This is a genomic window from Pseudomonas aphyarum (genome assembly GCF_028657055.1).
In the GTDB taxonomy this organism is placed as follows: domain Bacteria; phylum Pseudomonadota; class Gammaproteobacteria; order Pseudomonadales; family Pseudomonadaceae; genus Aquipseudomonas; species Aquipseudomonas aphyarum.
The window spans coordinates 77,456-97,158 of sequence record NZ_JAMDGS010000017.1 but is presented as its reverse complement, the minus strand read 5'-3'; the positions used below and the strand labels follow the sequence as shown (position 1 = coordinate 97,158).

The 19,703-nt window shown below is 60.1% G+C and carries 26 protein-coding genes; 17 read left to right on the top strand and 9 right to left on the bottom strand.

Annotation, left to right across the window (positions count from 1 at the left end; all coding sequences use genetic code 11):
* Window positions 1-6 precede the first annotated feature (6 nt).
* From M5G18_RS25660 to recX, 12 genes are all read left to right on the top strand, one after another.
* A complete protein-coding gene (locus M5G18_RS25660; RefSeq protein ID WP_273896415.1) occupies window positions 7-591 on the top strand; it encodes a tail fiber assembly protein in 585 nt (194 codons plus the stop codon).
* Window positions 592-669: 78 nt separating this feature from the next.
* Window positions 670-1,593, top strand: coding sequence for a hypothetical protein (locus M5G18_RS25655; protein WP_273896417.1), 924 nt, complete (start codon window positions 670-672; stop codon window positions 1,591-1,593).
* Window positions 1,593-2,060 (top strand): phage tail assembly chaperone, encoded by a 468-nt coding sequence (locus M5G18_RS25650; RefSeq protein WP_273896418.1) that lies wholly within the window; start codon window positions 1,593-1,595, stop codon window positions 2,058-2,060. The genes M5G18_RS25655 and M5G18_RS25650 overlap by 1 nt, the downstream gene beginning before the upstream one ends.
* A 41-nt stretch (window positions 2,061-2,101) precedes the next feature.
* Window positions 2,102-2,842 carry a gp53-like domain-containing protein gene (locus M5G18_RS25645; protein ID WP_273896419.1) on the top strand — a complete coding sequence of 247 codons (741 nt, stop codon included), beginning with the start codon at window positions 2,102-2,104 and terminating at the stop codon, window positions 2,840-2,842.
* 2 nt (window positions 2,843-2,844) lie between these two features.
* Window positions 2,845-3,276 carry a phage tail assembly chaperone gene (locus M5G18_RS25640; protein ID WP_273896420.1) on the top strand — a complete coding sequence of 144 codons (432 nt, stop codon included), beginning with the start codon at window positions 2,845-2,847 and terminating at the stop codon, window positions 3,274-3,276.
* 29 nt (window positions 3,277-3,305) lie between these two features.
* Window positions 3,306-4,508, top strand: a complete 1,203-nt coding sequence (locus tag M5G18_RS25635) for a carbohydrate binding domain-containing protein (protein ID WP_273896422.1) — start codon at window positions 3,306-3,308, stop codon at window positions 4,506-4,508.
* An 11-nt stretch (window positions 4,509-4,519) separates the two neighbouring features.
* Window positions 4,520-4,762: a hypothetical protein gene (locus M5G18_RS25630; RefSeq protein WP_273896424.1), complete on the top strand. Its 243-nt coding sequence runs from the start codon at window positions 4,520-4,522 to the stop codon at window positions 4,760-4,762.
* Window positions 4,763-4,818: 56 nt separating this feature from the next.
* On the top strand, window positions 4,819-5,382 hold the full coding sequence (locus tag M5G18_RS25625; protein WP_273896426.1) for a glycoside hydrolase family 19 protein: 564 nt from the start codon (window positions 4,819-4,821) through the stop codon (window positions 5,380-5,382).
* A complete protein-coding gene (locus M5G18_RS25620) occupies window positions 5,364-5,894 on the top strand; it encodes a lysis system i-spanin subunit Rz (protein WP_273896428.1) in 531 nt (176 codons plus the stop codon). Before M5G18_RS25625 ends, M5G18_RS25620 begins: the two co-directional genes overlap by 19 nt.
* 68 nt (window positions 5,895-5,962) lie before the next feature.
* Window positions 5,963-6,463, top strand: coding sequence for a CinA family protein (locus M5G18_RS25615; protein ID WP_273896429.1), 501 nt, complete (start codon window positions 5,963-5,965; stop codon window positions 6,461-6,463).
* Window positions 6,464-6,546: 83 nt separating this feature from the next.
* Window positions 6,547-7,605 (top strand): recombinase RecA, encoded by a 1,059-nt coding sequence (recA, locus tag M5G18_RS25610; RefSeq protein ID WP_003222269.1) that lies wholly within the window; start codon window positions 6,547-6,549, stop codon window positions 7,603-7,605.
* 8 nt (window positions 7,606-7,613) lie between these two features.
* The gene (gene recX / locus M5G18_RS25605; RefSeq protein ID WP_085697383.1) at window positions 7,614-8,084 is read left to right on the top strand and encodes a recombination regulator RecX; all 471 of its coding nucleotides are present in this window, start codon (window positions 7,614-7,616) and stop codon (window positions 8,082-8,084) included.
* Window positions 8,085-8,148: 64 nt separating this feature from the next.
* Here the strand turns inward: recX and M5G18_RS25600 are convergent, their stop codons facing one another.
* Entirely contained in the window at window positions 8,149-9,267 is a 1,119-nt protein-coding gene (locus M5G18_RS25600) for an LOG family protein (RefSeq protein ID WP_273896432.1), read from the bottom strand.
* A gap of 353 nt (window positions 9,268-9,620) precedes the next feature.
* Between M5G18_RS25600 and M5G18_RS25595 the strand changes: the two genes are divergently transcribed.
* Window positions 9,621-9,815 carry a hypothetical protein gene (locus M5G18_RS25595; protein ID WP_007954932.1) on the top strand — a complete coding sequence of 65 codons (195 nt, stop codon included), beginning with the start codon at window positions 9,621-9,623 and terminating at the stop codon, window positions 9,813-9,815.
* Here the strand turns inward: M5G18_RS25595 and M5G18_RS25590 are convergent, their stop codons facing one another.
* Window positions 9,816-10,241 (bottom strand): PA3611 family quorum-sensing-regulated virulence factor, encoded by a 426-nt coding sequence (locus M5G18_RS25590; RefSeq protein WP_064593873.1) that lies wholly within the window; start codon window positions 10,239-10,241, stop codon window positions 9,816-9,818.
* 189 nt (window positions 10,242-10,430) lie between these two features.
* Between M5G18_RS25590 and M5G18_RS25585 the strand changes: the two genes are divergently transcribed.
* The 3 genes from M5G18_RS25585 to M5G18_RS25575 all read left to right on the top strand — a co-directional run bounded on the left by M5G18_RS25585 (window position 10,431) and on the right by M5G18_RS25575 (window position 12,487).
* On the top strand, window positions 10,431-11,174 hold the full coding sequence (locus tag M5G18_RS25585) for a tRNA-uridine aminocarboxypropyltransferase (RefSeq protein ID WP_273896434.1): 744 nt from the start codon (window positions 10,431-10,433) through the stop codon (window positions 11,172-11,174).
* A 224-nt stretch (window positions 11,175-11,398) separates the two neighbouring features.
* A complete protein-coding gene (gene erdR, locus M5G18_RS25580) occupies window positions 11,399-12,049 on the top strand; it encodes a response regulator transcription factor ErdR (protein ID WP_273896435.1) in 651 nt (216 codons plus the stop codon).
* A 75-nt stretch (window positions 12,050-12,124) separates the two neighbouring features.
* On the top strand, window positions 12,125-12,487 hold the full coding sequence (locus tag M5G18_RS25575; RefSeq protein WP_003222276.1) for a diacylglycerol kinase: 363 nt from the start codon (window positions 12,125-12,127) through the stop codon (window positions 12,485-12,487).
* On the opposite strand, the gene M5G18_RS25570 is transcribed toward M5G18_RS25575, so the two are convergent.
* Window positions 12,484-13,410: a LysR family transcriptional regulator gene (locus M5G18_RS25570; protein WP_007954941.1), complete on the bottom strand. Its 927-nt coding sequence runs from the start codon at window positions 13,408-13,410 to the stop codon at window positions 12,484-12,486. The two genes, M5G18_RS25575 and M5G18_RS25570, sit on opposite strands and share 4 nt — an antisense overlap.
* A 144-nt stretch (window positions 13,411-13,554) precedes the next feature.
* On the opposite strand from M5G18_RS25570, the gene fpr reads away from it, so the two are divergent.
* Window positions 13,555-14,334, top strand: a complete 780-nt coding sequence (gene fpr / locus M5G18_RS25565; protein WP_007908723.1) for a ferredoxin-NADP reductase — start codon at window positions 13,555-13,557, stop codon at window positions 14,332-14,334.
* Window positions 14,335-14,402: 68 nt separating this feature from the next.
* On the opposite strand, the gene tsaA is transcribed toward fpr, so the two are convergent.
* From tsaA to rimO, 6 genes are all read right to left on the bottom strand, one after another.
* Window positions 14,403-15,101 (bottom strand): tRNA (N6-threonylcarbamoyladenosine(37)-N6)-methyltransferase TrmO, encoded by a 699-nt coding sequence (gene tsaA / locus M5G18_RS25560; RefSeq protein ID WP_273896437.1) that lies wholly within the window; start codon window positions 15,099-15,101, stop codon window positions 14,403-14,405.
* A 183-nt stretch (window positions 15,102-15,284) separates the two neighbouring features.
* Window positions 15,285-16,055 carry an SDR family oxidoreductase gene (locus tag M5G18_RS25555; protein ID WP_007954945.1) on the bottom strand — a complete coding sequence of 257 codons (771 nt, stop codon included), beginning with the start codon at window positions 16,053-16,055 and terminating at the stop codon, window positions 15,285-15,287.
* A 127-nt stretch (window positions 16,056-16,182) separates the two neighbouring features.
* Entirely contained in the window at window positions 16,183-16,650 is a 468-nt protein-coding gene (locus M5G18_RS25550; protein WP_007954948.1) for a YehS family protein, read from the bottom strand.
* A gap of 73 nt (window positions 16,651-16,723) precedes the next feature.
* Window positions 16,724-17,434 carry an rRNA pseudouridine synthase gene (locus tag M5G18_RS25545; RefSeq protein ID WP_085605313.1) on the bottom strand — a complete coding sequence of 237 codons (711 nt, stop codon included), beginning with the start codon at window positions 17,432-17,434 and terminating at the stop codon, window positions 16,724-16,726.
* An 83-nt stretch (window positions 17,435-17,517) separates the two neighbouring features.
* Window positions 17,518-17,991 (bottom strand): GNAT family N-acetyltransferase, encoded by a 474-nt coding sequence (locus M5G18_RS25540; protein ID WP_041475157.1) that lies wholly within the window; start codon window positions 17,989-17,991, stop codon window positions 17,518-17,520.
* A 111-nt stretch (window positions 17,992-18,102) separates the two neighbouring features.
* Entirely contained in the window at window positions 18,103-19,440 is a 1,338-nt protein-coding gene (rimO, locus tag M5G18_RS25535) for a 30S ribosomal protein S12 methylthiotransferase RimO (RefSeq protein ID WP_007954955.1), read from the bottom strand.
* Window positions 19,441-19,703 lie beyond the last annotated feature (263 nt).

Here is a 19,703-nt window from a genome sequence, read left to right as displayed (position 1 = left end):
GTGCCTATGGCTTATTACTATGTGAACGAAAGAACGCAGGAAGTGACCGGTCCGGTCGAGTTGCCGGTTATCCCCGGGATGGGGGTCGTTCTGCCGGGCAACGCGATTGAGCTGCCTGAAGTGCTGCCGCTTGCCGAGTCGGGTCATGTCTGGGTCTGGCGTGAAGGAGCGGCATTGCAACTGGTCGATTTGCGCAACCGTCCGGTTTATCGCAAGGAAAATGGCAACCCTTTCTACTGGAGCGAATTGGGCCCGTTGCCCGATCACCTGACGGTCAAACCGCGCCCGAGTGCGTATTACGTCTGGGGCACCGATGACTGGGTACTGGATGTCGCGGCGGAGCGCGCGGGCAAAGTCGCCGAGGCTGACGTCGAGCGTGACAATCGCCTGCGTGAAGTGGTCATTCGTGTCGCGCCCCTGCAATACGCCTATGAGTTGGGAGAGGCCTCAAACGATCAACTGACTGCTCTGCAAGCGTGGAAACGCTACACCGTCAAGCTGGCGCAGATAGAGTTGCAAACGGATTATCCGTTGACGATCGACTGGCCGGTAGCACCCGCAAAATCGTTGTCGCGCCTGTCGCATAGCTGAATCCAACCCCTAATCAACTTTACAGGCGGCTGCGTGCTGCCGGCATTCGGCTGCCTGTAAAACATCGGAAGTGTTGACGTGGACTATCCCAAAAGCATCCCCGGCGTCGGCCTGGTCAACGGCGGTTTCATTGATGAAAACCCGGTTGCCGGCACGCCCGGGTCGTTGATCCCCGCCGCCTGGGGTAACAGTGTCACCCAAGAAATTCTCAACGCCATCAAAGCGGCCGGGCTGACGCCGGATGAGACGAAGACCAACCAGCTGGCGACGGCCATCGGGGCGTTGGTCGACTTCACCAAACTGAAGAACACCCCGAGCACGTTGGCGGGCTACGGCATCACCGATGCCGTGGGACGGCTGCTGGCGGTCAGGCAGATCGAGACAGTCGGGATCACGGTTTACAAACCGAACCCCAAGGCCAGACGGATTCGCGTTCGGTTGATCGGGGCGGGTGGTTCGGGGGGCGGATGCGAACCCGTTCCGGCGGGTACCCAAATACTCGGGGGTGGTGGAGGGTCTGGCGCGTATGCGGAAAGCCTTTATGACGTCACCGCACAAATGCTCGCCGGCGTACCGGTTTCGCTGGGCGCCGGGGGCGCCGTCAGCAACACCACGGGCCTTGCGGGCGGCGGGGCTTCCTTTGGTAGCTACATGAGTGTTTCGGGAGGTGGTGGCGGGCAGAAACTGGGGATCGTGGTCACGGGCACTTCGTCAGGATTCATTCAGGGCGGGGTAGGTGGATTACTGGCTGGCGGCAATCTCTGCAGCGCTCGCGGTATCACCGGAGGTTTCGGAATGAGTAACGCCAATTGGGGGTTGCTGTCGGGTTGCGGAGCTCCGAGTCCGTTCGACGGCGGTGGCCCCTTCAGCGGGTCAAACACCGTTGGCAATGCGGGTGTTCGAGGCTCGGGCGGCAGTGGTTCCTGCTCGGTTCACGCTTCTGCGTCAATCGTGAGCGGCGCCGGCGGCAATGCCTTCTGTGAAATCTGGGAGTACGAGTAATGGCCCGTTATGCACGCATTGAAAACGGTGTCGCCGTCGAAGTGATCGACACCGGTGACTACGCGATCGAGCAACTGTTCGCGCCTGAGTTCGTCGCGGCGATGGTGCAAGTCCCCGATGGAGTCAGCGTCGAAATCGGCGCGCCAATGGCCGATGCGACTCCCGCTATCGAACCTTCGCGCGAACTGCAAAGTCCTGTTGTCGTTCAGGCATCCACCGTCGAAGAAAAAGAGCCTCTGGCTCAAGAGCGCGCCTGGCGCCAATCCGTACTGGCAGCCACCGAATGGCTCGTCACCCGCCACCGCGATGAGCAGGAACTGGGGCGCGGAACAAAGCTCAAGGCCCAGCAGTATCTGGAGCTGCTCGAGTATCGCCAGACCTTGCGCGACTGGCCTGCTGCGAGCTCATCTCAGACCTTCGCTGAGCGGCCGGCGCAGCCTGCCTGGTTCACGGCAGTTACTGCCTGACGCAATCGGATGCAGGTGTATTCATATTCAGGAGACAGGTAATGGATTATCCAAAAAACATTCCCAGCGCAGGTTTGGTGAATGGCAGGTTTGTCGATGAAAACCCTCTCACCGGCACGCCGGGATCGCTGATTCCGGCCAGTTGGGGAAATGGCGTTACGCAAGAAATTCTTGAAGTCATCAAAAGCGCAGGATCGGCTGCCGATGAGAGCGACAACACTCAGCTCAGCGTGGCAATCGATACGCTGATCTCGAAGAAGCAAAGCGACAGCCTGGCCAGCCAGGAAGAAGCTGAGTCGGGAACCAGCACCACCCGGTTGATGACACCGTTGCGAGTGTTTCAATCGATAGCGAAAAAGATGCAACAGGCGACAGAGTCGCTGATCGGGATTGCAAAAATCGCCTCTCAGGCAGAGGTCAACGCCGGTGTCAGTGATACCTCTATCGTGACCCCTAAAAAACTCAGGCTCGGGTTCATGGTGAGACTGGGGGCCTCCGGTTATATCGTTTTCCCCTCGTGGATGGGGGGAGTGATTATCCAGTGGATCACCGGGGGGGCCAGCCAGGCGGGAAATAATGGTTGGGGCGATCTGAATCTATGGCCGCTGGCCTTTCCCAACGCGCTGTTTCTTGCTGTCGCTACCCATGAAGGCACGGCACCCGGAACGCAGCTGACCTGGAACAACAACGCAACCGTGAGTCGGCAGGCAGGTATCAATGTTCGTTGCCCTGAATGGCCGTCAGGCTCCATCGCCGCTCGTGTCATCGGAATAGGATATTGAGTATGTATTACTTTTCTCCGGCAACTTCCGGCTTTTATCACTCCGATCTACACGGCCCCAATATCCCCGCCGACGCGTTTGAATTAAGCGAGGGCGAGTATTGCGCGCTGGTCTCCAACGCTCCAAAAGGAACGGTTCTTTCCCTGACTGCCAACGGACGCCCGGAACGGGTGCTACTGGCTGAGCAAACCATCGATGCCACAGAACGGGCCTGGCGAGACAAGGTACTGGATCGAACCCAATGGCTGGTTCTTCGCGATGCCGAAGAACTGGAAGTCGGCGGGGGCACCACTTTGCGCGCCGACGAATTCAAACAACTGCTCGCCTATCGACAGGCATTGCGCGACTGGCCCAATGATCCGGACTTTCCGGATGCTCGCGCCCGCCCGCTAGAGCCCGACTGGCTTGAAGGCTTGCTGCGGTCGAACGGCTGAGCCGTTGACCCGATCAAAGAGGAATTAACGTGGATTATCCGAAAAGCGTTCCCGGCTCAGGCCTGGAGAATGGCAGGTTCGTCGATGAAGACCCCATCGCCGGAAAACCGGGATCGTTGATCCCGGCCAGCTGGGGCAACAGTGTGACCCAGGAAATTCTCAACGCGATCACGGCCGCCGGCCTGACGCCGGATGAGGAGCAGACGGATCAATTGGCCCAGGCCATTCGGCAACTGGCGAAGCCCGATCCGCTGCAGCAGTTTCCTGTGCAGGTGTATCGCAAGAATCTGTTGATCAATGGCGGATTCAATATCTGGCAACGCGGCACGACCAATCAGGCGCCGAACATCGGTGGGTATGTGGCGGATCGCTTCCGGTGCGACTGGAACGGCAACGCAGGTGTGAGCATTTCACGCCAGGATTTTGCCCTCGGTCAAACCGAGGTCACGGGGGAGCCAGCTTTTTTCCTGCGTTGGCAGCAGGCCTCCGCAGGCACCGGTGCAACGGTGCATAAAGTCTCTCAGAGCATCGAATCGGTCAGGACCCTGGCCGGTCGAACGGCGACGGTCAGCTTCTGGGCGCGCTCCGATGCGACGCGTCCTTTACGCGTCACGATTGCCCAGCAGTTTGGGACGGGGGGCTCGGAAGGTGTGGTGAAGGTTATCGACGTCTTTCAACTGAGTACGTCGTGGAAGAAATACAGCGCAACGTTTCAGGTGCCGACCATCGCCGGGAAAATGCTCGGCGTGAATGACTGTCTGACTTTGTCGTTCGATCTGCCGCTCAACGTGTTGCAGACCGTGGATCTGGCACAGATGCAGCTGGAAGAAGGTCCGGTTGCAACGCCGTTTGAATACCGTCCAGCGGCAGAAGAACTGAGCCTTTGTCAGCGTTACTTCGAGAAGTCTTTTGCAAACCGTCTGCAGGTGCGCTCGAACAACGGTGCCGGAAGCTGCATTGGCACCTTCACCCAGTCCGCGGCAGCCAATACCGGCCAGTACGGTATGAGTTTCGATATGCAGGTACTCAAACGCGTACAGCCTACTGTCGTGCTGTATTGCCCGGGGGATACGAGCAATCAAGTCTGGAATCAGGGCTTGATGAAAGCGTGTACCGGCACCTATTTGCAAAGTGTTACCGAACGGAGCTTTGCCATTGGCACCGTGACCCCTGTAGGCAGCTCGCCAGGGCAAATGTTGCAGATCGAATGGACTGCAGACGCGGAAATCTAGGAGGCAAATCCATGAGTTATCAGCTCACATCGTCCGGCGTTCTGCGCCTGAGTGACTCAGCGTTTATTCCACAAGAGCCGACCAACCGTGACTGGGTGGAGTACCAGGAGTGGCTGGTGTCCGGAGGGCAGGTACTGCCACTGGATCCGCCGCTCGAGAGTGCGACGGCCAATCAGGGCATGCTGGGTTTGTTCAAGCGAATGATCCAGGTTTCCCCCGACAGCACTCTGAAAACTGAGGTAAACAATGGCTGATCAGCTTTGGTCGCCAACCGTGGTTCAATCGGAGCATCCAGGGAGGACCGAGCATTATGCAAATTACTGAAGACAACCTACTCGACATCATGCCCAACGCCCGCCGCCAAGCGGGCGTTTTTGTTTCTGCACTCAACGATGCCATGGCGCGCCATCGCATCGACACGCCTAAACGCGTGGCCGCGTTTCTCGCCCAGATCGGACACGAATCGGGGCAATTGCAATACGTGCGTGAACTGGGCAACAACCAGTACCTGAGCAAGTACGATACCGGCACGCTGGCGTTGCGATTGGGCAACACGCCCGAGGCCGATGGCGACGGGCAGAAGTATCGCGGGCGCGGGCTGATCCAGATTACCGGCCGCGCCAACTATCGCCAGTGCAGCCTCGGGCTGTTCGGTGACGAGCGCTTGCTGGCGCTGCCGGAACTGCTGGAACAACCGCAATGGGCGGCCGAGTCCGCCGCGTGGTTCTGGGCGCAGAACGGCCTGAACGCGCTGGCGGATCAGGATCAGTTCAACAGCATTACCCGGCGGATCAACGGCGGGTTGAACGGCTTGCAGGATCGACTGGAGCTTTGGGGGCGGGCGAGGGCGGTGCTATGCCTGCCTTCGGTCTGAGCGTCTGGCGGCTGATCGGTCTGATGCTGCTGGCCGCAGGGGCGGCGGCGCTGGCGTGGCAGTTTCAGGACTGGCGCTACGGTCGCCAACTGGCCGAACAGGAGCGGTTGCACGCCGAAGCCCTCAATCAACTGACCTCGGCCGCCGCCACCGCGCAACAGGCCGAACAGGACAAGCGTCTGGCCCTGGAGCAACGGCTCACGGCCAGTGAACAAACCCACTACCGAGCACTGAACGATGCCCAACGTGATCAGGATCGCCTGCGCGATCGTCTTGCCACTGCTGATCTGCGCCTGTCAGTCCTTATCGACGCAGGCGACGCTGCCCAAGGCTGCGGTGTGCCAGCCACCGCCGGCGCCGGCGGCGTGGATCATGCAACCGTACGCGCCCGACTTGACCCGGCGCATGCTCGACGAATTGTCGCCATCACCGGTGAAGGCGACCGCGGACTGATTGCCTTGCAGGCTTGTCAGGCCTATATCAGAGCGCTGGCGCCTGCACATTTTGAATAAGCTTGTGTATTGAAAGCGCAACCGGCTCGTGTACGGTGGTACCCATTCCATCCGATCCGGAGCGCGCCGTGAAAGAAATCACCCAACTGGCGGCCGAACTTGGCCGACGTCTGCAGTTGCTCAATGCCCACGTCACTACGGCCGAGTCCTGTACCGGTGGCGGGATTGCCGAAGCCATCACCCGCATTCCGGGAAGTTCGGCGTGGTTCGAGGCGGGTTACGTGACCTACTCCAATCGCCAGAAAACCCAGCAGCTGAATGTACCGACAGAGCTGTTCGGCACCGTGGGTGCGGTCAGCCGCGAGGTGGTCGAGGCCATGGTGCGCGGCGCCCAGGACAAAAGCCTGGCGCGGTTTGCCGTGGCGGTCAGTGGCGTGGCCGGGCCGGACGGTGGTTCGCCGAACAAACCGGTGGGCACCGTCTGGCTTGCGTGGGGCGTGGGCGACCAGGTTTCCAGCGAGGTCCAGCACTTCCCCGGCAACCGCGACGAAGTCCGCCGACAAACGGTGAAGGCCGCGCTAGAGGGCTTGCTGCGACTAGCGGCACGAGAAATCGAAAATCAGGGGTAGGCGATCCGTGAACGCTGTGGAATAATACTGGCTACTTATACAGGTGTTGGCCGTCAGGCCTTATTGATTACGTGAGGACTTTAATGGACGACAACAAGAAGAAAGCCTTGGCTGCGGCCCTGGGTCAGATCGAACGTCAATTCGGCAAGGGTGCCGTAATGCGTATGGGCGATCAGGACCGTCAGGCGATCCCGGCCATTTCCACCGGCTCTCTGGGTCTGGACATCGCACTCGGCATCGGCGGCCTGCCAAAAGGCCGTATCGTTGAAATCTACGGTCCTGAATCTTCCGGTAAAACCACACTGACGCTGTCCGTGATCGCCCAGGCTCAAAAAGCCGGTGCGACCTGCGCCTTCGTCGACGCCGAACACGCCCTCGATCCTGAGTACGCCGGCAAACTGGGCGTCAACGTCGACGACCTGCTGGTTTCCCAGCCGGACACCGGCGAACAGGCCCTGGAAATCACCGACATGCTGGTGCGCTCCAACGCCGTTGACGTGATCATCGTCGACTCCGTGGCCGCCCTGGTACCGAAGGCTGAAATCGAAGGCGAAATGGGTGACATGCACGTGGGCCTGCAAGCCCGTCTGATGTCCCAGGCGCTGCGTAAAATCACCGGTAACATCAAGAACGCCAACTGCCTGGTGATCTTCATCAACCAGATCCGCATGAAGATCGGCGTGATGTTCGGCAGCCCGGAAACCACCACCGGTGGTAACGCGCTGAAGTTCTACGCCTCGGTTCGTCTCGACATCCGCCGTACCGGCGCGGTGAAGGAAGGCGACGAAGTGGTTGGTAGCGAAACCCGCGTCAAGGTTGTGAAGAACAAGGTCGCTTCGCCGTTCCGTCAGGCCGAGTTCCAGATTCTTTACGGCAAGGGTATCTACCTGAACGGCGAGATGATCGACCTGGGCGTACTGCACGGTTTCGTCGAGAAGTCCGGCGCCTGGTATGCCTACGAAGGCACCAAGATCGGTCAGGGCAAGGCCAACTCGGCCAAGTTCCTGGCGGACAACCCGGAAGTCGCGGCCAAGCTCGAGAAGCAACTGCGTGACAAACTGCTGTCGCCAGCCGTGATCGCCGACTCCAAGGCTTCTGCGGTCAAAGAGACCGAAGACGACCTGGCTGACGCTGATATCTGATTGCACCGATGACAACCGCCGTACTCGATACCCTCGTCGCGGTGCGGCGAACCGCCATGGACCTGCTCGCACGTCGCGAGCATGGTCGAGTCGAACTGACGCGCAAACTGCGTCAGCGTGGCGCTCCCCCCGAGATGATCGAAACAGCCCTCGACCGTTTGACGGAAGAAGGGCTGCTTTCCGAAGCCCGTTATCTTGAAAGCTTTGTTTCCTATCGCGCCCGCTCCGGTTACGGCCCACTGCGGATTCGCGAGGAACTGGGCCAGCGCGGTTTGCAACGCGCCGATATCGAACTCGCCTTGCGCGAGAGCGGTATCAACTGGCAAGAACAGCTAACGGACACGTGGCAACGGAAGTTCTCCGGGCAGCTTCCCGGCGATGCCAAGGAACGCGCCAGACAAGGTCGATTCCTGGCGTACCGGGGATTCTCGATGGAGATGATCAACCGCTTGTTCAGCGGCAGAGGGATGGACGATTAAATCGCTCCAGATTCAATCAAAAAAAACGGCCCGCTATTTCGATAGCGGGCCGTTTTTTTTGTCTTCACGTTACCTTCGACGGCTCGCGAGTACGTTGTGCGGTCTGAGGTTTTGACTGGGCCCAGTTTTCCGGCAGGTTGATGTAGTCCACCAGTTCCCGCAGACGCCCGTGATCCCGGGCGTTGAAGGCGAATGCCAGGCGCGTGAGGTGGCTGAATTGAGCTTCGTCGTGTTCTTCGCCGGCGTAGGCGTGTTGATGGAACTGGTCGCTCAGGCACAGATCGGCAAATGCTTCCTGCATATGGTCGAGGGCCTGATCGCTCAGCTTGTGGTTCATGCGGATGACAAACTGGCGCTTGAGCCAGCGGCTGGAGTGGAAGTTGCCGTAGAACTGGTTGATCTGCTCCACCGCCTCTTCAACGTTGTAGACCAGGCGCATCAGCTTCAGGTCGGTTGGCAGGATGTAGCGGTTTTCCTCCAGTTGCTGGCGGATGAAGTCCAGCGCGCCTTGCCAGAACGTCCCGCCCGGTGCATCCAGCAGAACCACCGGCACCAAGGGGCTTTTGCCGGTCTGGATCAGCGTGAGCACTTCCAGTGCTTCATCCAGGGTGCCGAACCCACCTGGGCACAGCACCAGCGCATCGGCTTCCTTGACGAAGAACAGCTTGCGGGTGAAGAAGAAATGGAACGGCAGCAGGTTATTGGTGCCGTCTACGGTGGGGTTGGCATGTTGTTCGAAGGGCAGGGTGATATTGAACCCCAGGCTGTGATCGCGACCGGCACCTTCATGTGCAGCGGCCATGATTCCGCCGCCGGCACCGGTAATGACCATCATGTTCGAGCGGGCCAGCGAGGCTCCGAGTTCGCGAGCCATGGCGTAAAGGGGATGTTCGACCGGTGTGCGGGCCGAGCCGAAAACGGTGACCTTGCGTCGCCCCTTGAACTGTTCAAGGGTGCGAAACGCCTGCTCCAGTTCGCGCAGGGCTTGCAGGGTGATCTTGGCGTTCCAGCGGTTGTGATCTTCCTGGGCCATGCGCAGCACGGTCAGGATCATGTCGCGGTAAATGGGGGAATTCGGGCTGTTGGGTGATACCAGGTTGAGTTGTTCTTCGACCTTGCTGATGAGGTCGTGGCCGCTTTCCTGAAAATGACGGTTGAGCAGGTCATTCGGTTGGTAAGGCATGCAACTTCTCCTTCTGCACAGAGCTTTCGGCCCTGACGTGCGGCGTCAGTGCCGCGCTGCAAGAAAACAAACAGCCGGCAGCTCCTTTCCTGCCGTTAGAAAAATGATCGGGAATACGTTGAATCTAGACCCTCAAAGCATTTTTCGCTCATTGAGCATTACGCCGCAAAGTCTTTCCTGGCAACTGCTTATTGCCACTTTGCGAAGTGTTTTCACCGCTCGTCCGATGCCACGTCGAGGGCTGAATGCTCTGATTTACTAAGTTAAAGGCGCCGTACGACAACTTTGCGTCAACGACCGTACGCAAGGCGCACGCTATTCAAGGATTTGCGGGTGGCAAGGAGGCAGGACACATGACCAGAGTCATTCTGGAGATCGATACGCAGCTGTATCGGTTGTTGAAAGCATCGGCCGAGACCAACCATGTGAGTCTCGAGGAGGAGTGCTGCCGACGCCTGGCGGGAGGGGATCGCCGCTCGCGTTACTTGCAGGCCTTGCTGGCCGAACTGCGCGCCGAGGATGAACAGCGGCGCGCCACGTCGCGATGATTACTTCTTCTTCGCTGGAGCCGCTTTCGGGCAATCCGATTCCTGGTAGCTGGCGGAGCCGATCGCCTTGTTGCTTTTCACTTCGGTGAAGTCGTAACGCATGATCGCGCCCTTGGCCATCAGCTTGCGGTAAGACGGGTTGTTGCAGACCGAAGCGCCCAGCTGGAAATACACGGCTTTGGGATCGGCGCGCATTTTGTCGGCGTGGCTCTTTTGCACGCTCAGGTGATTGACCAGCGTGGTGCCTTCAACGGTGTAGCCCTGATCAAGAATGTCTTCGTTGATCGCCCGTGGCGTGCCGACGCTGCTTTGTGCGGCGACATTGCGCAGCTCTCGGTTCAGATTCTGCTCACTCAGGGATGCAGCCTGAGCGCTGAAGGACGAGGCCAGCAGAATGGCAGCGGTGGGAACGATAAGGCGCAGCATGAAACTCTCCTGGTTCAGTGACTGGTGGTTCGACCAGCCACGTGACTGTGCGTTCAGTGGCGGCGAATTATAGGGGAGCCGGTCGGGAGGGTACAGGCTTGTGCCCGTCGCTCTGGTAAACTGCCGGCCTTTATTGCCCTGCCGAGTGTCGTTCGTGTCGAGTTTCCCTGTCTGCCGGTGCCGCCTGCGATGAATCATGCCCCCAACGCCGTGGCCCGCCTGCGCGATCAGCGCGAGGACGAAGGCATCAAGCCGATCCAGGCCCGTGGTTTTCGCTCCCCGCGCTGCCGCGATTGCCGGGTGATCATCAGCCATTGCCTGTGCGCCTGGCGGCCAACCGTCGATACGCGTTCGGGTGTTTGCCTGATCATGACCGGCAAGGAAGTGTTCAAGCCCAGTAATACCGGCTGGCTGATCGCCGACATCGTGCGCGACAACCATGCCTTCATCTGGTCGCGGACCGAGCCCGACGAGCAACTGCTGGCGCTGCTGAACGACCCGCAATGGCAGCCGTATCTGGTGTTCCCCGGCGAGTACGTCGAACCTTCGCGGGTGACCAACACCGTGGATCTTGATAGCAGCAAGCGTCCGCTGTTCATCCTGCTGGACGCGACCTGGACCGAAGCCCGCAAGATTTTCCGCAAGAGCCCGTATTTCGACCGCTTGCCGATCCTCAGCCTGTTGCCCGACAGACTCTCGCGCTATCGCCTGCGCCGCTCGACCCGCAGCGAGCATCTGTGCACTGCCGAAGTGGCGGCTCTGTGCCTGGAACTGGCCGGCGATTCGGACGCGGCGTCGGCGCTGGATGCCTATTTCGATGTGTTCAGCCAGCATTACTTGGGCGCCAAGCAGCAACTGGACGTCAATGTGTCGACGCCGGCCCACGCCGAATTGCTGCCCTATATCCGAAACACGGCGCCAGTACCGGCCTGATCCTGGCCCATACTGCTAAAGCAGTGGCCGTGCGGCTTGACCACCCCGGCTTCGCTGGTCATGCTTGGCGCCGATTGGGGTGCGGCCAAGGTTTGAAACGCCGTTTTTGTTCGTGATTGGCGTTGAACGTGCCCCTGTGGATGCCGCTGCCGGGCGGTATCTGGATTTGCTTTGGCACGGCCCGAATGCGCGGGCCTGCCATCAAAAACAGGATCATTTGAAAAATGGCCACATACGACATCCTGATTGCCGATGATCACCCTCTTTTTCGTAGCGCACTGCATCAAGCGGTGACGATGGGCCTTGGCCCGGACGTACGAATGGTGGAGGTGGCGAGCATCGCCGAACTGGAAACCCGCCTGACCGAAAAGGCTGACTGGGATCTGGTGTTGCTGGACCTGAACATGCCGGGCGCTTTCGGGTTTTCCGGGCTGGTGATGCTGCGCGGTCAGTACCCGCAGATTCCGGTGGTGATGGTTTCGGCCCAGGAAGAAGCCTCGGTGATGGTCAAGTCCCGGGAGTTCGGTGCCAGTGGTTTCATTCCCAAGTCCAGCGACCTGAGCGTGATTCAGGAAGCGGTGCGCAAAGTGCTGGATGGCGACGTGTCCTGGCCGCCTCAGGCGTTCGAAGCGGTCAGCGTTTCGGATGAAGCCAAAGCCGCCAGCGATGGCCTCGCCAGCCTGACGCCGCAGCAGTTCCGGGTGTTGACCATGGTCTGCGAAGGGTTGCTGAACAAGCAGATCGCCTACGAGCTGAGCGTGTCCGAAGCGACCATCAAGGCCCACGTCACGGCGATTTTTCGCAAGTTGAACGTGCGGACCCGGACGCAGGCAGCTTTACTGCTGCAACAACTTGAGTCAATTCCGAGCCAGTAAGCACTGGCGTCTTCACGCTTTTTTGACTTTCGTTGATCTAGCTTCCCCACTTCCTTTCGGTCGGTTATCTACTTTATGTCACCTTTCAAGGGCCAGACGGGCCTGAAACGCATCCTCAACGCTTCCGGTTACTCGCTGGACGGCTTGCGCGCCGCCTTCACCGGCGAAGCGGCTTTCCGCCAACTGGTGCTGCTCAACGTGGTGCTGATTCCGCTGACGTTTTTCCTCAATGTCAGCCGGGTCGAGCAGGCGCTGCTGATCGCCGTGTGCCTGCTGGCGCTGATCGTCGAGCTGTTGAATTCGGCGGTGGAGGCGGCCATCGACCGCATCTCGCTGGAGTTGCACCCGCTGTCCAAGAACGCCAAGGACATGGGCAGTGCCGCGCAATTCGTGGCACTGAGCATGATTGCCCTGGTGTGGGCGGTGATTCTGCTTTAAGCGATGCTCGGCAGAACGATCTCGTCGCTGCGCTGCACCCCGGCGGTGAAGGCGCGGCACAGATCGAGGAATTCGCGCATGGCGGAGGTCTGGTACTTCTGCTTGTGCCAGATAAAGTAGAACTGTCGGGCCAGATCCAGATCCGGCGTCTCCACCGGCACCAGGCTGCCGCGGCGGAAGGCGTCACGCAGCGCCAGACGCGAAATACAGCCAATCCCCAGACCTGATTCCACCGCGCGTTTGATCGCTTCGGTGTGCTCCAGCTCCAGCCGGATATTCAACGCGCTACGGTGATGCCGCATCGCCTGATCGAACGTCAGGCGCGTCCCCGAACCCTGTTCTCGCAGAATCCACGCTTCGTGCGTCAACTCTTCCATGGTCGCGCTGCCGCGCTTGGCCAACGGATGCTGCGGGGCGCAGAACACCACCAGTTCATCCTCGACCCAGCTCTGTACTTCGATGTCCGGGTGGCTGCAATCGCCTTCGATTAGACCCAGATCAATTTCGTAATGAGCCACTTGTTGCACGATATTGGCAGTGTTTTGCACATGCAGCTTCACCTGGCTTTCGGGGTGGCGCTGCATGAAACCGCCGATCAGCAGGGTCGCCAGGTAATTGCCAATGGTCAGGGTTGCGCCCACCGACAGCGAGCCGAAACCGGATTTGCCGTTGAGCAGGTCTTCGATTTCCTTGGCCTGATCGAGCATGGCCACCGCTTGCGGCAACAACTGTTTGCCGAGGGCGTTGAGGCTCAGGCGTTTGCCGGCGCGATCGAACAGCTGGCAGCTGGACTGACGCTCCAGTTCGGTGATGGAGGTGCTGGCGGCCGATTGCGACAGGTTGAGCAGACCCGCAGCACGGGACACGCTTTCCTGCTGGGCGACAGCGACGAAGACTTGCAGTTGACGAAGAGTAAATCGCATATCGATATAACCGATAACCCTTATCTTAATAATCCAGTTAACAGATATTGTCGGCGCTATTAGAATGCGATGCAATTGCGCACCGTCGGCATTCTTCAACACGAGCCGGGCAGGCGCAGATCAATCTCCAGGAGTCCCACGTACATGAGCAACATGAACCACGAGCGTGTCCTCAGTGTTCATCACTGGAACGACACTCTGTTCAGCTTCAAGTGCACCCGCGATCCGGGCCTGCGCTTCGAGAACGGTCAGTTCGTGATGATCGGCCTGCAACAGCCAAACGGCCGCCCGCTTATGCGCGCTTACTCGATCGCCAGCCCGAACTGGGAAGAGCATCTCGAGTTCTTCAGCATCAAGGTTCAGGACGGTCCGCTGACCTCCCAGCTGCAGCACCTGAAGGAAGGCGACGAGATCATCATCTCGAAGAAACCGACCGGCACCCTGGTGCTGGACGACCTGAACCCGGGCAAGCACCTGTACCTGCTGAGCACCGGCACCGGTCTGGCGCCGTTCATGAGCGTGATCCAGGACCCGGAAACCTACGAGCGCTTCGAAAAAGTGATCCTGGTTCACGGTGTTCGTTACGTCAACGAAGTCGCCTACCGCGAATTCATCACCGAGCACCTGCCGCAGAACGAGTTCTTCGGCGAGGCGCTGCGTGACAAGCTGATCTACTACCCGACCGTGACTCGCGAGCCGTTCGAGAATCAGGGCCGTCTGACCGACCTGATGCGCAGCGGCAAGCTGTTCAGCGACATCGGCCTGCCACCGATCAACCCGCAGGACGACCGCGCGATGATCTGCGGCAGCCCGAGCATGCTCGACGAGACCAGCGAAGTGCTCGACAGCTTCGGCCTGAAGATCTCGGCGCGGATGCGCGAGCCGGGTGACTACCTGATCGAGCGCGCATTCGTCGAGAAGTAATCCCGACGATGCCAAAGAAAAGCCCGCGTTGCCTGAGAAGGCAACGCGGGCTTTTTCGTTTTCGCGATTCAGTCAGCGGCGGGGATGACTTCCAGGACGCGGATCTGCTCAGGCACAGGGTAATGCCAGCGCACATCCAGATCCCAGAACTGCGCGCCGTATTCGCGCTCTGGCGCGGGCGTCTGATACGCCGGACGCGGATCCTGAGCCAGGCACTGCTCGATCAGCTCGACCAGCGGCTCGGCCAGGCGCTGAGCGTGCGTGTGCGCCTGTTGCAGCGCCGTGTCCGTCCACTGCACGTCGATCAGTTGCGGCGCGGCACTGGCGATGCTGTTGGAGGCGTCAGCAATGATGTCGGCGTACGGCACATAGGGTTTGATGTCGAGAATCGGCGTGCCGTCCAGCAAGTCGATGCCGGAAATGAACAGGCGATTGGCCTCGACCTTGTCAAGCTTCACCACCGACTGGCCGATGCCGTTCGGCCGGTGCGTGGCGCGGGTGGCGAACACGCCCATCGACTTGTTGCCTCCGAGGCGCGGAGGGCGGACTTTGAGTCGCGGCTTGTCTTCCAGCGCCTGATGGAACAGGAACAGCAACCAGATATGACTGACCTGCTCCAATCCTTGCACCGCATCGCCCTGATCGAACGGTGCCACCAGTTCCAGCACGCCACGGGCGGCGGGGGCCAGTTGCGGCTGGCGCGGGATGGCGAACTTCTCCTTGAAGCAGGAGCGGACAAAGCCGATGGGGGAGACGCTGTAAGTCATGGTGTGCATTCGAAGCGGAGCAGGGCGGGCATGATAACCCGGCAGGCTTCAAGTCTGGTGCTGGCAGAACTGGCGCCATCGCTGGCAAGCCAGCTCCCACAGGTTTTGTGGTGTACACAAATCCTGCTGACACTCGAGATCTCTGTGGGAGCTGGCTTGCCAGCGATAGCCGCACCGCCGATATCAGAGGCTAAACCCGCCATCCAGCGGAATGATATTCCCGGTCATGTACGCCCCGGCGGTACTCGCCAGGCTGATCGCCAGCGCCGCCATCTCTTCCTCGCGGCCCCAACGTTTCATGGGGATCAGCGCAGTGTCTTCGGCCAGCGCCTGTTGATCGCTGCCGATGTGCTGGGTCATCTTGCTCGGAAAGCGCCCCGGTGCGATGACGTTGACGTTGATGTGCTGACTCACAAGCTCCCGGGCGAGAATCCGCGACAACTGATGCAGGGCGGCCTTGCTCGGCCCGTAAGCGTAGGCCTGTTCACCGAAGGAAGAGATCCCCGCCACCGAACCAATATTGATGATCCGCGCCGGATTGGCCGCCGACCCGGATTGGCGCAGCAACGGCAGAAATTGCTGGATGCAACTGAACACCGAGGTCACGTTGAGCTGCATGACTTTCTCCCAGCCCTTCACCGGGTAGCTCTCCAGCGGCGCGCCCCAGGTGGTGCCGGCATTGTTCACCAGAATGTCCAGATGAGTGATCTGTTCGCCCAATCGCGCGGCCAGCTCTTTCACGCCTTCTTCCGTCGCCAGATTCGCCGCCACGCCATGACACGTGCCCAGGGCACTGAGTTCTTCAGCGGTTTGATGACAGGCTTCAGCGTCGCGGGAGCAGACATACACGCGGGCCCCGGCCTCGACAAAGGCCTTGGCGATCATTTTGCCGATACCACGGGTGCCGCCGGTCACCAGGGCGGTGCGGCCTTGCAGGGAGAAATACGGGTGCATGGCGAATCCTGAGGGCTAGGGTTCAGTACACCCTAGTCGCCGGCCGCGAAAAGCGGAGCCACTATTTTTGGAAGGAATGGAGGAGCATGCATGAAAACGGCGACCGAAGTCGCCGTGATCGAATGGGTCAACCGCGAACGCGCAGGGTCAGGCCCTTGAGGAAATTGCGCAGCAACTGATCGCCGCACGGGCGGTAGTTGGTGTGGCCGACCTTTCGGAACAGCGCGCTCAGCTCAGGCTTGGACACCGGGAACTCGGCAGCCTTGAGGATCGCGTGCATGTCGTCTTCTTTCAGTTCGAAGGCCACGCGCAGCTTTTTCAGGATGATGTTGTTGGTCACCGGCAATTCGATCGGCAGCGGCGGACGGCTTTCGTCCTTGCCACGCTTGAAGATCACCAGGCCGTCGAGGAAGTGCGCGATGACTTCGTCCGGGCAGCGCACGAAACCTTCTTCGTCTTCTTCTTTCTTGTCGAGGTACGTCACGACATCGGCAAGCGTGACGTCCAGGCCGCCGAGTTTGATGATCTCGACCACTTTCTTGTCGCTGATGTCGAGCATGTAGCGCACGCTGCGCAGAACGTCGTTGTGAACCATGTGTGCAATCCTGATTGTTCGCTGTGGGCATCGCGCGGGCGCAACGCCGGAAATGTAGGGTGGCTTGCGAGCCTTAGAATTTCTCTTTACCGGACAGGTAGCGCCACTGGCCGACCGGCACTTTGCCGATGGACACACCGCCGATGCGGATGCGGCGAATGCCGATGACCTTCAGGCCGACCGCTTCGCAGAACTGGGCGATGATCCCCGGCTGCGGGTTCTTCATGGCGAAGCGCAGGCGGTTTTCGTTCTGCCAGCTGGCCTTGACCGGCGGCAGCTCCTTGCCCTTGTGGGTGAGGCCGTGCTGCAGACGGTTGAGGCCGTGGGCAACCATGTCGCCTTCGACTTCGACCACGTATTCCTGCTCGATCTTGGCCGCGTCGGCGGTGAGCTTGCGCAATACCTTCCAGTCCTGGGTGAACACCAGCAGGCCGCTGGCCTTGGGTTGCAGGTCGGCGCTGGCGGTCAGGCGCAGGAAATGCCCGCGCAGCGGACGCTTGCCGTAGCGGTGTTCTTCGCTGAGGGTGTCGGCGTTCAGCGACTGCATGGCGCTGTCGACATCCATGCCCGCCGGCACGTTGAGCAGGATGGTCACCGGCTCCGGCGCGGTGGCCTTGGCGTCCTTGTCGAGTTCGACCTTTTGGTCGCCGACCTTGAACTGCGGCTCGTCGATGACTTCGCCGTCCACGGTGACCCAGCCGCCCTCGATGAACAGCTCGGCCTCCCGGCGGGAGCAACCGACCAGCTCGATGAGGCGTTTGGAGAGGCGAATCGGGTCAGTCATGACAGGGGCCGTAACAAAAAAGGGGTGGTCATTGTACCTGCCTGGGGCCGGTTAAGCCCGATTGCATTTGCGCCGTGTGGCTTTTAGCCGCGTACCGCGCGCTGCTCCGGTTGTTTCAGACGCATGTGCAACAGCGGATACGGCTGGCCCATGCCATCGACTTCCGAGCGGCCGATCACCTCGAACCCTTGCTTGAAGTAAAACCCCAGGGCCTGCGGGTTCTGTTCGTTGACGTCCAGTTCGTCGGCGTTCAGGTGTTCCATCGCGTACTTCAGCAGTTTCTTGCCAAGGCCCTGACCGCGATGGGCCGGGTCGATGAACAGCATTTCGATCTTGCCCGCCGCAACCCCGGCAAACCCGGTGATGCGCTGATGGCTGTCCCGGGTGCAGATCAGCATCACCGCATCGAGGTAGCGGGTCAGCACCAGATTCTTCAGCAGCTCGATGTAGGATTCCGGCAGGAAATCATGAGTCGCGCGGACCGAGGCCTCCCAGACCCGGGTCAGTTCCTGATAATCGCTGAGTTTCGGCGTGTGGATGACCGAGTGGTGACGCATGCCCGATAGCCTCTTTGTCATGGATGAGGGAGTCCTTCCCACCCCAAACGATAGCCGTAAAAAAGCCCCGCATCTCGTAAAAGAGAGCGGGGCTTTCTGTATTTTTCGCGCTTAGATCTGTTCGGCCCAGAGGTCGTATTCGTCGGCGTCGGTCACCTTGCACCAGACCTTGTCGCCCGGCTTGAGGTTGCTGCCGTTGTCGATGAACACGTTGCCGTCGATTTCCGGGGCATCGAAGAAGCAGCGGCCGACCGCGCCTTGCTCGTCGACTTCGTCCACCAGCACTTCGATTTCACGGCCGATGCGCATTTGCAGGCGCGCCGAGCTGATGGCCTGCTGGTGCGCCATGAAGCGTTCCCAGCGATCCTGCTTGACGTCGTCAGGGACGATGTCGAGGTTCAGGTCATTGGCTGGCGCGCCTTCGACCGGCGAGTACTGGAAGCAGCCGACGCGGTCGAGCTGGGCTTCGGTCAGCCAGTCCAGCAGGTACTGGAAGTCTTCTTCGGTTTCGCCGGGGAAGCCGACGATGAAGGTCGAACGGATGATCAGGTCCGGGCAGATTTCGCGCCAGTTCTTGATCCGCGCCAGAGTCTTGTCTTCGAACGCCGGGCGTTTCATCGACTTCAGGACTTTCGGGCTGGCGTGCTGGAACGGGATGTCCAGGTACGGCAGGATCTTGCCGGCGGCCATCAGCGGGATCAACTCGTCGACGTGCGGGTACGGGTAAACGTAGTGCAGACGGACCCAGACGCCGAGGGTGCTCAGCGCTTCGCACAGTTCGGTCATGCGGGTTTTCACCGGCGCGCCGTTCCAGAAACCGGTGCGGTATTTGACGTCAACGCCGTAGGCGCTGGTGTCCTGGGAAATCACCAGCAGTTCCTTCACGCCGGACTTGACCAGACGCTGGGCTTCGTCGAGCACATCACCGACCGGGCGGCTGACCAGTTTGCCGCGCATCGACGGGATGATGCAGAAGCTGCAGCTGTGGTTGCAGCCTTCGGAAATCTTCAGGTACGCGTAGTGACGCGGGGTCAGCTTGATGCCTTGCGGCGGCACCAGGTCGATCAGCGGGTTGTGATCCTGCTTCGGCGGCACGACTTCGTGCACCGCGTTGACCACTTGCTCGTATTGCTGCGGACCGGTGACGGCCAGCACGCTCGGGTGCACGTCACGGATGTTGCCTTCTTCCACGCCCATGCAGCCGGTCACGATGACCTTGCCGTTTTCCTTGATCGCTTCACCGATGACTTCCAGCGATTCGGCCTTGGCCGAGTCGATGAAGCCGCAGGTGTTGACCACGACCACGTCGGCGTCCTGATAGGTGGACACCACGTCATAGCCTTCCATGCGCAGCTGGGTCAGGATGCGCTCGGAGTCGACCAGTGCTTTCGGGCAACCCAGAGAAACGAAGCCAACCTTTGGATTGGCCGGCGCAGGAGTGGTGGACATGTCTAACCTCGGTGTTTTGTGACGTCGCTTGCCTGATGGCAGAAGCCGACGGACGGGCGCTTGAACTGCGCCTCTGATCAAAAAGTGCGCAATTCTAGCGACGAGCAGCGCACTTGACCAGCTTTATGCAGGGAAATACGACGAGTGCTGCGCTATGCTTCGCGCCGTTGCGCTTTACTGAATTTTTACAGTCAAGAAAACGTCTGTTACAGGGCGTAAAAACGCGCATGCTGCACACAAAGCATAGTGCTTCATATAAGAAG

Excerpts from the sequence above, each read along its gene's own strand:
- fpr (WP_007908723.1), top strand. The coding sequence starts at position 13,555 with ATGAGCAACATGAACCACGAGCGTGTCCTCAGTGTTCATCACTGGAAC.
- recX (WP_085697383.1), top strand. The coding sequence starts at position 7,614 with ATGACAACCGCCGTACTCGATACCCTCGTCGCGGTGCGGCGAACCGCC.
- M5G18_RS25575 (WP_003222276.1), top strand. The coding sequence starts at position 12,125 with ATGTCACCTTTCAAGGGCCAGACGGGCCTGAAACGCATCCTCAACGCT.
- M5G18_RS25595 (WP_007954932.1), top strand. The coding sequence starts at position 9,621 with ATGACCAGAGTCATTCTGGAGATCGATACGCAGCTGTATCGGTTGTTG.
- M5G18_RS25545 (WP_085605313.1), bottom strand. The coding sequence starts at position 17,434 with ATGACTGACCCGATTCGCCTCTCCAAACGCCTCATCGAGCTGGTCGGT.
- M5G18_RS25570 (WP_007954941.1), bottom strand. The coding sequence starts at position 13,410 with ATGCGATTTACTCTTCGTCAACTGCAAGTCTTCGTCGCTGTCGCCCAG.
- M5G18_RS25660 (WP_273896415.1), top strand. The coding sequence starts at position 7 with ATGGCTTATTACTATGTGAACGAAAGAACGCAGGAAGTGACCGGTCCG.
- recA (WP_003222269.1), top strand. The coding sequence starts at position 6,547 with ATGGACGACAACAAGAAGAAAGCCTTGGCTGCGGCCCTGGGTCAGATC.
- M5G18_RS25585 (WP_273896434.1), top strand. The coding sequence starts at position 10,431 with ATGAATCATGCCCCCAACGCCGTGGCCCGCCTGCGCGATCAGCGCGAG.
- tsaA (WP_273896437.1), bottom strand. The coding sequence starts at position 15,101 with ATGACTTACAGCGTCTCCCCCATCGGCTTTGTCCGCTCCTGCTTCAAG.
- erdR (WP_273896435.1), top strand. The coding sequence starts at position 11,399 with ATGGCCACATACGACATCCTGATTGCCGATGATCACCCTCTTTTTCGT.
- M5G18_RS25640 (WP_273896420.1), top strand. The coding sequence starts at position 2,845 with ATGTATTACTTTTCTCCGGCAACTTCCGGCTTTTATCACTCCGATCTA.
- M5G18_RS25645 (WP_273896419.1), top strand. The coding sequence starts at position 2,102 with ATGGATTATCCAAAAAACATTCCCAGCGCAGGTTTGGTGAATGGCAGG.
- M5G18_RS25550 (WP_007954948.1), bottom strand. The coding sequence starts at position 16,650 with ATGGTTCACAACGACGTTCTGCGCAGCGTGCGCTACATGCTCGACATC.
- M5G18_RS25630 (WP_273896424.1), top strand. The coding sequence starts at position 4,520 with ATGAGTTATCAGCTCACATCGTCCGGCGTTCTGCGCCTGAGTGACTCA.
- M5G18_RS25625 (WP_273896426.1), top strand. The coding sequence starts at position 4,819 with ATGCAAATTACTGAAGACAACCTACTCGACATCATGCCCAACGCCCGC.
- M5G18_RS25540 (WP_041475157.1), bottom strand. The coding sequence starts at position 17,991 with ATGCGTCACCACTCGGTCATCCACACGCCGAAACTCAGCGATTATCAG.
- M5G18_RS25555 (WP_007954945.1), bottom strand. The coding sequence starts at position 16,055 with ATGCACCCGTATTTCTCCCTGCAAGGCCGCACCGCCCTGGTGACCGGC.
- M5G18_RS25620 (WP_273896428.1), top strand. The coding sequence starts at position 5,364 with ATGCCTGCCTTCGGTCTGAGCGTCTGGCGGCTGATCGGTCTGATGCTG.
- M5G18_RS25650 (WP_273896418.1), top strand. The coding sequence starts at position 1,593 with ATGGCCCGTTATGCACGCATTGAAAACGGTGTCGCCGTCGAAGTGATC.
- M5G18_RS25600 (WP_273896432.1), bottom strand. The coding sequence starts at position 9,267 with ATGCCTTACCAACCGAATGACCTGCTCAACCGTCATTTTCAGGAAAGC.
- M5G18_RS25590 (WP_064593873.1), bottom strand. The coding sequence starts at position 10,241 with ATGCTGCGCCTTATCGTTCCCACCGCTGCCATTCTGCTGGCCTCGTCC.
- rimO (WP_007954955.1), bottom strand. The coding sequence starts at position 19,440 with ATGTCCACCACTCCTGCGCCGGCCAATCCAAAGGTTGGCTTCGTTTCT.